We start from the raw sequence: 10,235 nt of genomic DNA on the forward strand, positions 1-10,235 counted from the left end.
CCCGGACGCCGCGGGCGGGCCCGGGACACGCGGCGGTCCCGTGATGGACCACGTGGTGGGTGCAGCGGCAGGCATGAACGCGGTGTCTCGGGGGACCCGGAGGTCAGGCCCCGCCGCGTTCCCCCGTCGCGGCGGGGCTCTCCTGTCGCCCCGTGGCGCTGTCGGTGATGTCGAGGAAGATTTCCCCGGCCTCGGGCACGGTGAGGGCGATCGACCGCTTGATGCGGTCGGCGACCACCTCGACGCGTTCGCTGTCCAGGCCGGGCGCCAGGTCGACCCGGGCGGCCACCAGGGCGGAGTCCAGCCCGGTCTTCATGGTGTAGAGGGCCTCGACGCTGTCGATCTCCGGCTGGGCCGCGAGCAGTGCCCGGATGCGGTCGCCGGCCTCGGAGTCGGCGGCCTCCCCGATCAGCTGGTCGCGGGCCTCACGGCCGAGGCGGTAGGCGACGAAGACGAGCAGCGCACCGATCGAGAGGGAGGCCGCCGCCTCCCACACCGGGTTCCCGGTGGCCATGTGCAGGGCCATGCCCCCGGCGGCCAGCGTGACGCCGAGAACCGCCGTGCCGTCCTCGGCGACCACGGTGCGCAGCGCCGGGTCGCGCATCCCGGCGGCCGCGCCGCCCTGCAGGTGGACCTGGTGCAAGGCGCGGACCAGGGAGGTGCCCTCGGCCAGGAAGGCCAGACCGAGCACGATCAGGCCCGCGACATAGCCCCGGAAGTCCTCGTCGGCGCCGCCGTGCAGGGCCTCCGCGCCCTGGAAGAAGGAGAAGCAACCGCCCATGACGAAGATCCCCACGGCGGCGAGCAGGGACCAGAAGAAGCGTTCCTTGCCGTATCCGAAGGGGTGGCGCCGGTCGGCGGGGCGCCGGCTGCGGCGCAGCGCGGCCAGGAGGAAGACTTCGTTGAGGCTGTCGGCCACGGAGTGCGCGGCTTCCGACAGCAGGGCGGGTGAGCCCGCCATCAGGCCGCCGACCGCCTTCGCCACGGCGATCAGCAGATTGGCCCCCAGAGCCACGAGCACGGTGATCCGCGTACGACGATCGGCCCCGTGCCCGCTGCCGGTCCCGGGGTTGCTGTCCGGCTCATTCAAAGCTGTCTCACTCACCTCACGCCGACTGCCCCCGCCCGGCGGGTCCATTCCGTGCGGTGGGCACAAATCGGGGAACGCACGAATCGGGGAACGCGGAACAGACACGAGGCGGACCGGACGGAACCGGGAGGACCCATGAGCGCCGGCGGCGACGGCAACGCGCAGTACGGACACAAGCAGTTCCGGCGGTCGCGCAGTCACTTCACGGACCGGATCACGGCGGACGGCCGGGACGGCTGGCCGGTGGAGAGCGGCCGGTACCGGCTGGTGGTCAGCCGTGCCTGTCCCTGGGCGAGCCGGGCGGTGGTCTCGCGGCGGCTGCTGGGCCTGGAGGACGCCCTCCCGATGGCCGTCACCGACCCCGTGCAGGACGACCGCAGCTGGCGCTTCACCCTGGATCCCGGTGGCCGGGATCCCGTCCTCGGGATCCGTTTCCTCAGCGAGGCGTACGAGAGGCGGGAGCCGGGTCACCCCGGCGGGGTGAGTGTGCCCGCGGTGGTGGACGTGCCCACGGGGCGGCTCGTCACCAACGACTACCAGCGGCTCACCCTGGACCTGGCCACCGAGTGGACCGCGTGGCACCGGCCGGGGGCACCGGACCTCTACCCCGAGCGGCTGCGCGACGAGATCGACGCAGTGATGGCCCAGGTCTACGAGGACGTCAACAACGGGGTGTACCGGGCCGGGTTCGCCCCGGGGCAGGAGGAGTACGAGGAGGCGTGCGCCGCGGTCTTCCGGCGGCTGGAGGCGGTCTCCGGGCGACTGGCCGGGCAGCGGTACCTGGTCGGTGACACGATCACCGAGGCGGACATCCGGCTGTTCACCACGCTGGTCCGCTTCGACGCCGTCTACCACGGCCACTTCAAGTGCAACCGCTGGAAGCTGACGGAGGACCCGGTGCTGTGGAGCTACGCCCGTGATCTCTTCCAGACGCCGGGCTTCGGTGACACCGTCGACTTCGACCACATCAAGCGGCACTACTACCGGGTGCACACCGGCATCAACCCGACCCGTGTCGTGCCGCTCGGACCGGACCTGTCCGGCTGGCTGACACCGCATCACCGGGAGCAGCTGGGCGGGCGTCCGTTCGGTGACGGGACGCCGCCGGGGCCGGTCCGGGCCGAGGAGGAGGTTCCGGCGTCCGGGCGGCCCTGACGGGGCGTCGGGCGGCGTCGGGCGGCATCAGGTGCGAGCCTGGCCGATGATCGCAGGAACACACTAGGAGGCCCACGTGGCGAAGAAGCGGAAACTCTCCCTCGTCTACCAGCCCATCGGACTCGCGTTCGGCTGGGCGGGCGGGGCCTTGGCGGCCTACGCGTTCCGCAGGACGTGGCAGGCCCTGCGGCACGAGGACGACGCCCCCGACCCGCTGGACCGGGAGCGGAGCTGGGGGGAGGTGCTGCTGGCGGCGGCGATCCAGGGCGCGATCTTCTCGGTGGTCCGCGGCGCCGCGGACCGCGCCGGCGCCAAGGCGATCGAGCGGTCCACGGGCGTCTGGCCCGCCAAGGAGCCGAAGGACGCGAAGGGCCGCGGGGACACCAAGTCGGGCCGCGCCTGACTCCCGGCCACGGGCCCGCCGGGGTCCCGCCCGGCCGTTCCTTGCCTTGCCGGGGGACGGGCGGCCGGGGCCCCGCGGGGCGGTCGCACGGGGGCGCGTAGTCGGCCGGGGCGGGTCCGCGGGACCTTCCAGGCCCGGCGCGCTGCCCGGCGGTCAGTCGGTGGGGAGCCACTTTCCGTCGCGCATCAGCTCGCGGCCGTCGATCTCGTTGGCCTCCCGCCAGGCCTGGACGCGGTGGGGGTGGAGGCGGAAGTAGAGGTAGGGGGTGGACAGTTCGCGGGGGTCGAAGCCCGTCTTGGCGGCGAAGACCTCGGCGTCCTCCTCGGGCAGGTCCCGCGGCTCGACCGCGTCGGCGGTGACCTCGACCATGACCACGTCCCGGGTCGGGCCGATGCCGAGGCGGGCCCGCCGGGTGCGCCGCAGGTTGCGGCCGGTGACGCCGGCGGCCGGCGTGGCGATCAGCAGCGTGGCGCCGTCCCAGACGAAGGACAGCGGGACGAGGTGTGCGCCGCCGTTGTCTCCGGCGGTGGCGACCCAGGCGTCGACGTCCTGTTCCAGCCGCCGCAAGGTGTCGTGTCGGCGCTGCTCGGCGGTGCGTGCGGGTTCTTCGCTCATGCCCCCAGTGTGGCCGCCGACCGGCCCCGCATACGCGTGTTTCCGCCTTGTCGCCCGGATGGCGGTTCCAGCCCGCCCCCACCTGCGACGGGGCGCCGACGCTGGCGAGTGAGCAGCATCACGCCACTTCCTGGACACCTGTCCAGCTATAGTGAGCCGCACTGCTGGACAACTGTCCAGGAAGTAAACGAGGGGAGTCTCGATGGAAACAGTGGCGAACGTGCTGGTCGGACTGGTGGCCGCGCTTCACGCGTACATCCTGGTGCTGGAGATGTTCCTGTGGCAGAAGAAGCCGGGGATGTCCTTCCACGGCTTCGACCGGGAGATGGCCCGCGCGACCGCCGCGATGGCCGCCAACCAGGGGCTGTACAACGGCTTCCTGGCGGCGGGCCTGATCTGGGGTCTGGTCGCCGCCGATCCGACCGGGTTCCGCGCCCAGGTGTTCTTCCTGTCCTGCGTGATCGTCGCCGGCGTGTACGGCGCGGTCACGGCCAACGTCCGCATCCTGGCCGCCCAGGCCCTGCCCGGCGGCCTCGCCCTGGCCGCCGTGCTGCTCGCCCGGTGACCGGCACCGCGCCCGAGGACCCGCGGGCGGTCCGCACCCGCTCACGACTGCGCGCCGCGCTGCTCGGCGAGTGCGCCGAGCGGCCCCTGGACGAGGTCAGCGTCGCCGCGCTGGTGCGCCGGGCGGGCGTCGGGCGGGCCACGTTCTACGTGCACTACGCCGACCTGGAGGCGCTCGCCGTCGACGCCTGCGCGGACGTCGTACGGGAGGCGGTAAAAGCCCTGCACACCTGGCAGGGGCGGCCGGACCCGGTGCACGCGCCCGCGGCGCTGGCGGAGTTCTTCGCCTCGCTCGCCCCGCACACCGGCCTCTACCGCGCGCTGCTCGCCCCGGGCGGCGGGGGCCCGCTCGGCCTGGTGCTCCACCGCGACCTGCGGGCGTACAGCCTGCGCGAGCGCACCCGGGCGGGCGCGGCGGACGCCCCCCTGGTCGCCTCCGCGGTCGCCGCCACTTTCGCCGGCGTACTGGCGGACTGGCTGCACGGCCTGCTGGAGGGGGGTCCCGCCGAGATCGCCGATCAGGTCTGGCAGTTGCTGGTCGCCCTGCACGGCAGCCGCTGACCGCCCGCCCGCACCCACATCCGAGAGACTTCGCTCACGACACGAAGAAACTCGGTCGGAATTCGAGGACATATGTCAATCGAACATGCTCCAATGCAGTCGATCGAGGGTAACTTGCTGGAGCGGGAGCGCAGTTGGAGCGGGTGGGAGGCGATGGCGTCGTGCACCAGGAATCCGCCGTGGGCTCCGCGCACGTGTGTCTCCGCGAGGAGCGGGGGTTCACGGTGCTGGAGCTGCACGGCGAGATCGACATCGCCGCGGCGGTGGAGATCGTCCCGCATCTCGATGCCGCGACCCGGGGCCCGGCGCCGCGGCTGGTGATCGACCTCACGCCCGTCGAGTTCTTCGACTGCTCCGGGCTGCGACTGCTCTACCGGGCCCGCGCCCGCATCCTCGACCGGGGCGGGGAGCTTCGGCTGGTCTGCACCCACCCGCTCGCCCTGCGCATCCTGCGCGCCACCGGCCTGTCCCGGCTGCTGCCGCCCGCGGCGAGCCTGGCGGCAGCCCTGGACGGCCCGGAGGCGGCCTCCGCCCCGTCCTGATCCACCCCCGCGCCCGCCCGGCCACCCCCGGCGCTTCCCGTCCCGGACCGGTGACTCCCGCCCCCTCTCCCGCACTTCCCGTCCCGGACCGGCCACCCAGCCCCCTCCGGCGCTCTCCGCCCCGGACGGCCACTCCCACCCCTCCGGCACGCCTCGTACCGGTGGGGTCCGTTCGGCGGACCCGTCCGTGACCGCGTCACAACCGATCAGTCTTGCAAGGGACTTGACGGGGAATCCGGAGAGCAGGAAGGAGGCCCGTGCCCATGACGACTTCCGTGAAACAGCTCCCCCGACGCATGCCCGGCTGGGCCAAGGCACTCACCACCGTCGTGGTGGTCCTCGCGGTGCTCTTCGCCGGCCTCCGGCTGGCCGTGCTGCCGGGGCTGCGGGACCTGTTCGGCACCGAGACCCACGACCGGTCCGGACCGGCCCTGCTGGAATCCATCCAGGACATGAGCCGCTATCAGGCCGCGTCCGGCAACTTCCAGGTCGTGGTGGACCTGGAGAAGGACGCCAGATTCCTGCCCGACGCCATTCGCGGCACCCGCACCCTCTACGTCGGGGCGGGCACCGTGAACGCCTATGTCGACCTCGGAGCGCTCGGGGAACGCGACGTGACGGTCGACGAGGACCGCACGTCGGCCACCGTGCGGCTGCCCCATGCCCGGCTGGACAAGCCGGCCCTCGACCTCGACCACTCCTACGCCGTGTCCAAGCAGCGCGGTCTCCTCGACCGGCTCGGCGACCTCTTCTCGGGCAACCCCAACAGCGAGCAGGCCGTGCAGCGGCTCGCGGTACGGCACATCGCCGAGGCCGCCGAGGACAGCGGACTGACGGCGCGCGCCGAGTCGAACACCACCGGCATGCTGCGCGGCCTGCTGCACTCGCTCGGCTTCGAGGACGTGCGGGTCGCCTACACCGCGTGACCCCGCGGCCCGCACCGGCCGGTCCGGCCCACCGCCCCCGCCCGGGCGTGCACCGCACACCCGGGCACCCCACATAGGAAGTCGACGCCTGGAGGACAGCATGGACCGCTCCGCCTTACGTCCGCGGCTCACCCTGCGCCGGCGCCCGGCCGAAGACCGGCCGACGGCCACCGAAGCCCGGCCGAAGACCACCCAGGCCCGGCCGGCCTCCGCACCCCCGCCGAAGGGCCGCCGACGGCCGCTGCGCACCCTGGCGCGGCTGGCCGCCATGGCGTGCGCCTTCGTGTGCATGGTGGCGTTCGCCGCCGCGCTGGCCCGGATCACCCTGGAACCTTCGCCCGCATCCGCCGAACTGATCCACTCCAACCTGCGGCCGGGCCGATCGCTGCGCGCCTATCTGGACCAGCCCGAGCTGCGCGACGCCGTGCGGCAGATCGGCGGCAACATCCTGCTGGGACTGCCCTTCGGCGTGCTGGTACCGGTCGTCGCGCCGGGCACCCGCGGTGTCACACGGGTACTGCTGCTCACGGTGATCGTGATGCTGCTGGTGGAGCTGGCGCAGGGCGCGCTGGTGACCGGACGCGCCTTCGACATCGACGACGTCATCCTCAATACCACGGGGGCGCTCATCGGCTATCTGCTGCTCGGCCGGCGGCTGGGCCGAGCGGTGCACGCACGCGGATGACGCGGGGGCCGGCCGGCACGGCCCGGGCCGGCCCGCTCCGCCTCGCTCAGATGCGCATCCAGCTACGCGGCGTCCAGGTGTAGCGGTCGCCGCCGACCCAGCGCACCACCGCCGGGTCGTCGAGGTCGTGGACCGTGATGCCGAACGCGGCGGCGGCCTCGAGGACGTCCGTGACGTCCCTCGCCTCGCCGACCACCTCACCATCGATTTCCACGATGCGGAACGGCGGTCGGCCCGGCTGCACCCCGAGCACCACGATCCGCGGTTGGGAGATATAGGGGCTCGCGATTTCGGTCATGTCATAGAGAGTAGAGCGGATTGTCAAAGTAAGGACGGGTTCGTCCTCAGTGCGGTCCCGTCCACCGTGCGGGCGTGCGGCGGCTGGGGAACCCTGAGGGCCAGGAGGTGGTCATGGAACCCGTGGAGGCCCTGGAGCGGATCGCCTTCCTGCTGGAGCGGTCGCTGGCGCCGACGTACCGCGTCCGCGCGTTCCGCACGGCGGCCCGGGTGCTGGAGGAGCTGCCCGAGGGCGAGATCGCCGAGCGGGCGGCGGCGGGGACGCTGGAGTCGCTGCGCGGCGTGGGCCCGAAGACCGCCGAGGTGGTGCGCGAGGCACTGGCCGGTGGGGTGCCGGCCTATCTGAGCAAGCTGGAGGACGAGGCCGAGGCGGGGCGGGGGACGCGGGCGGGGAGCAGGCTGCGGGCGCTGCTGCGCGGGGACTGCCATGTGCACTCCGACTGGTCGGACGGGGGCAGCCCGATCGAGGAGATGGGCCGGGCGGCAGCCGCACTCGGGCACGAGTGGGCGGTGCTGACCGACCACTCCCCCAGGCTCACCGTGGCCCGCGGGCTCTCCCCGGAGCGGCTGCGCCGTCAGCTCGAGGTGGTGGCGGAGCTGAACGAGGGCTGGGCGCCGTTCCGGCTGCTGACCGGCATCGAGTGCGACATCCTGGAGGACGGCTCCCTCGACCAGGAGCCGGAGCTGCTGGAGCGCCTGGACCTGGTCGTGGTGTCGGTCCACTCCAAGCTGCGCATGGACGCCCGCTCCATGACCCGGCGGATGGTGACCGCCGTCCGCGATCCGCACGCCGATGTGCTCGGTCACTGCACGGGACGGCTGGTGACCGGGCGCGGGCGTCCGGAGTCGGAGTTCGACGCGGACGCGGTGTTCGAAGCGTGCGCCGAGTCGGGGACGGCGGTGGAGATCAACAGCCGCCCCGAGCGGCTGGACCCGCCGCGCCGACTGCTGCGCCGGGCCGTGGCCGCGGGGGTCCTGTTCGCCGTCGACACCGACGCGCACGCGCCCGGTCAGCTGGACTGGCAGGTCCTCGGGTGCGCCCGCGCCGAGGAGTGCGGGGTACCCGACGAACGTGTGGTGACGGCCTGGTCGGCGACGGAGTTGCTGGCCTGGACGCGTGAGGGGCGGCTGCCCCGGCGGGTGACCGGCGGCTGAGGTGGTACCCCTGGGGCGGAACAGGGAAGGGTTCAGCAACCCGAGGGAGGATCGCCCATGGACCGTGCCGCCGTGTTCGACGTCGACGGAACGCTTGTCGACACCAATCACCTGCATGTCGTCACCTGGTGGGAGGCTCTGCGCCAGGCCGGCCACCGGGTGCCCATGCACGCCGTGCACCGGGCCGTCGGGCTCGGCTCCACCGACCTGATCGCGCATCTGCTCGGTGACGGCCGCGACCCGGACCGGGACTCCGAGCTGAGCGCCGCGCACAAGGCCCTGTACGGCCAGTACTTCGACCGGCTGCCCGCCTTCGCGGACGCCGGGGCACTGCTGAGGAGGCTGCACGGCGACGGCTGGACGGTGGTGCTCGCGACCTCGGCGAGCGGCCCGGAGCTGGCGGCGCTGCGGCGTGCCATCGACGCGGACGACGCGATCGCGGCCACGGCGAGCGCCGAGGACGTCGAGGCGGGCAAGCCGGCTCCGGAGCCGGTACGGCACGCGCTGGAGCTGGCCGGGGCGCCGGCCGAGCGTGCGGTGTTCGTCGGGGACACGGTGTGGGACATGCGGGCGGGGCGGCGGGCGGGGGTGCGGTGCGTGGGGCTGCTGTGCGGGGGCCTTCCGCGTGCGGACCTGGCGGAGGCGGGCGCGGAGGCGGTGTACGACGATCCGGCCGGGCTTCTGGAGCGCCTGGAGGAGAGCCCGTTCGGGTCCGTGGGCGGCGGGTGACCCGGCTCACGCCGCATGGACAGGCACGGGGGAACACCACCAGGTGGTTTCCCGTTGAACGAACCGTGGGTGCGGACGGGACAGTGTCCCCGGGCCTCATCATCCGCCCACGGGGACGATCGTTCGGCTGAAGCCCCGTGGAGCCCTTCGCCGGGAGGCGACCGCCGTCCGTGCCCACCACCGGCCGCCCCGGCCGTGATTCCCCCGTCACGGCCGGGGCTTTCCGCTGTCCGGGGTACGGCCTGCGGGGCCGGGTACTCGTCCGCTTCCGTTCCGTACGGCGGGAGGAGACGAGGGTGAGCAGCAGGGTGGTCGTCACGGGTGCCACCGGCAACGTAGGGACCAGTGTGGTCCGGCGGCTGTCGGAAGACCCCGAGGTGGAGTCGGTGGTGGGGCTGGCGCGGCGGATGCCGCGGTGGTCGCCGGCGAAGACGGAGTGGGCCGCGGTGGACCTGGCTTCCGAGGACGCCGACCTGGCGCCGCATCTGGCGGGCGCCGACGCGGTGGTGCATCTGGCGTGGGCGTTCCAGCCGACGCACGATCCGGCGGTGACCTGGCGCACCAACGTGCTGGGGACCATGCGGGTGCTGGAGGCGGTGGCCGCGGCCCGGGTGCCCGTGCTGGTGCACGCCTCGTCGGTCGGGGCGTACTCACCTGGGCCGAAGGACCGCGCCGTGGACGAGTCCTGGCCGACACACGGGTGGCCGGACGCCGCGTACTGCCGGGAGAAGGCGTATCTGGAGCGGGCGCTGGACGGGTTCGAGCGTGAGCACCCCGAGATGCGGGTGGTGCGGATGCGGCCGGCGTTCCTGTTCAAACGGGAGTCGGCGAGCGAGCAGCGGCGCATCTTCGGCGGGCGCTTCCTGCCGGGCCAGCTGGCGCGGCCGGACCTGCTGCCCTTCCTGCCGGACGTCCCGGGGCTGCGGGTACAGGCGCTGCACACCGACGACGCCGCGGAGGCGTACCGGCTGGCCGTGCACGCCGAGGTGCGCGGGGCCTTCAACCTGGCGGCCGACCCGCCGCTCGATGCGGAACTGCTGAGTGAGATGTTCGACGCGCGCCCGGTGCGGATGCCGCGCACGGCGGCGCGGTCCGCCGTCGCCGCGGCCTGGGGCCTGCGGCTGCTGCCGGCGTCCCCGCACCTCTTCGACGCGGTGCTCCGGCTGCCCCTGATGGACTGCACCCGCGCCCGCGTCGACCTCGGCTGGCGCCCGCAGCGCACGGCGACGGAGGTGCTGGAGGAGTTCCTGCAGGGGCTGCGCACCGGAGCGGGCGCCGGGACGGCCCCGCTCCACGGCCGGAAGGTCGGCTGAGGACGACCACCGGGGGCCACGCAGCCCTCCTCGCCGCCCGGCCGGAACGGCCCGCCACCCCGAGGCGGCCGACGCCTTCGGGCCGGCCGACTCGTGAGGGAGGCCGGTCCGCGGTCTCTTCAGCGCTCGTGGCGGCCCTCTCCCCCGGGGCGCCGGCCCCGGGGGCGGTGGTCGTACCCGACAGTCGATGCGGGACGGGG

Annotated in this window: 13 protein-coding genes; 10 read left to right on the forward strand and 3 right to left on the reverse strand. The window is 73.7% G+C overall.

Annotated elements, in window-relative coordinates:
- Positions 1-103 precede the first annotated feature (103 nt).
- Positions 104-1,021, reverse strand: coding sequence for a cation diffusion facilitator family transporter (locus ACSLTV_RS15825; protein WP_435612348.1), 918 nt, complete (start codon positions 1,019-1,021; stop codon positions 104-106).
- Positions 1,022-1,225: 204 nt separating this feature from the next.
- Here ACSLTV_RS15825 and ACSLTV_RS15830 point away from each other — a divergent pair, with 204 nt between their 5' ends.
- Both ACSLTV_RS15830 and ACSLTV_RS15835 read left to right on the forward strand, forming a co-directional pair.
- A complete protein-coding gene (locus ACSLTV_RS15830; RefSeq protein ID WP_432136399.1) occupies positions 1,226-2,245 on the forward strand; it encodes a glutathione S-transferase family protein in 1,020 nt (339 codons plus the stop codon).
- A gap of 76 nt (positions 2,246-2,321) precedes the next feature.
- Positions 2,322-2,648: a DUF4235 domain-containing protein gene (locus ACSLTV_RS15835; RefSeq protein WP_435612349.1), complete on the forward strand. Its 327-nt coding sequence runs from the start codon at positions 2,322-2,324 to the stop codon at positions 2,646-2,648.
- Positions 2,649-2,801: 153 nt separating this feature from the next.
- Here the strand turns inward: ACSLTV_RS15835 and ACSLTV_RS15840 are convergent, their stop codons facing one another.
- Entirely contained in the window at positions 2,802-3,263 is a 462-nt protein-coding gene (locus ACSLTV_RS15840; RefSeq protein ID WP_432136397.1) for a pyridoxamine 5'-phosphate oxidase family protein, read from the reverse strand.
- A gap of 202 nt (positions 3,264-3,465) precedes the next feature.
- Between ACSLTV_RS15840 and ACSLTV_RS15845 the strand changes: the two genes are divergently transcribed.
- From ACSLTV_RS15845 to ACSLTV_RS15865, 5 genes are all read left to right on the forward strand, one after another.
- Positions 3,466-3,828 carry a DUF1304 domain-containing protein gene (locus tag ACSLTV_RS15845; RefSeq protein ID WP_432136396.1) on the forward strand — a complete coding sequence of 121 codons (363 nt, stop codon included), beginning with the start codon at positions 3,466-3,468 and terminating at the stop codon, positions 3,826-3,828.
- Positions 3,825-4,388 carry a TetR/AcrR family transcriptional regulator gene (locus ACSLTV_RS15850; RefSeq protein WP_435612350.1) on the forward strand — a complete coding sequence of 188 codons (564 nt, stop codon included), beginning with the start codon at positions 3,825-3,827 and terminating at the stop codon, positions 4,386-4,388. Before ACSLTV_RS15845 ends, ACSLTV_RS15850 begins: the two co-directional genes overlap by 4 nt.
- A gap of 161 nt (positions 4,389-4,549) precedes the next feature.
- On the forward strand, positions 4,550-4,930 hold the full coding sequence (locus ACSLTV_RS15855) for an anti-sigma factor antagonist (RefSeq protein ID WP_432136394.1): 381 nt from the start codon (positions 4,550-4,552) through the stop codon (positions 4,928-4,930).
- A 263-nt stretch (positions 4,931-5,193) separates the two neighbouring features.
- On the forward strand, positions 5,194-5,856 hold the full coding sequence (locus ACSLTV_RS15860) for a DUF4230 domain-containing protein (protein WP_432155250.1): 663 nt from the start codon (positions 5,194-5,196) through the stop codon (positions 5,854-5,856).
- Between the two features lie 100 nt (positions 5,857-5,956).
- Positions 5,957-6,541, forward strand: coding sequence for a VanZ family protein (locus tag ACSLTV_RS15865; protein WP_432155251.1), 585 nt, complete (start codon positions 5,957-5,959; stop codon positions 6,539-6,541).
- Positions 6,542-6,587: 46 nt separating this feature from the next.
- Here the strand turns inward: ACSLTV_RS15865 and ACSLTV_RS15870 are convergent, their stop codons facing one another.
- Positions 6,588-6,839, reverse strand: coding sequence for a hypothetical protein (locus ACSLTV_RS15870; RefSeq protein ID WP_432136391.1), 252 nt, complete (start codon positions 6,837-6,839; stop codon positions 6,588-6,590).
- 113 nt (positions 6,840-6,952) lie between these two features.
- Between ACSLTV_RS15870 and ACSLTV_RS15875 the strand changes: the two genes are divergently transcribed.
- The 3 genes from ACSLTV_RS15875 to ACSLTV_RS15885 all read left to right on the forward strand — a co-directional run bounded on the left by ACSLTV_RS15875 (position 6,953) and on the right by ACSLTV_RS15885 (position 10,035).
- A complete protein-coding gene (locus tag ACSLTV_RS15875) occupies positions 6,953-7,993 on the forward strand; it encodes a PHP domain-containing protein (RefSeq protein ID WP_435612351.1) in 1,041 nt (346 codons plus the stop codon).
- 57 nt (positions 7,994-8,050) lie between these two features.
- Entirely contained in the window at positions 8,051-8,722 is a 672-nt protein-coding gene (locus ACSLTV_RS15880) for an HAD family hydrolase (protein ID WP_432136389.1), read from the forward strand.
- Between the two features lie 296 nt (positions 8,723-9,018).
- Positions 9,019-10,035, forward strand: a complete 1,017-nt coding sequence (locus ACSLTV_RS15885; RefSeq protein ID WP_432136388.1) for an SDR family oxidoreductase — start codon at positions 9,019-9,021, stop codon at positions 10,033-10,035.
- Positions 10,036-10,235 lie beyond the last annotated feature (200 nt).

The organism is Streptomyces sp. bgisy159, from assembly GCF_965341775.1.
Classification (GTDB): domain Bacteria; phylum Actinomycetota; class Actinomycetes; order Streptomycetales; family Streptomycetaceae; genus Streptomyces.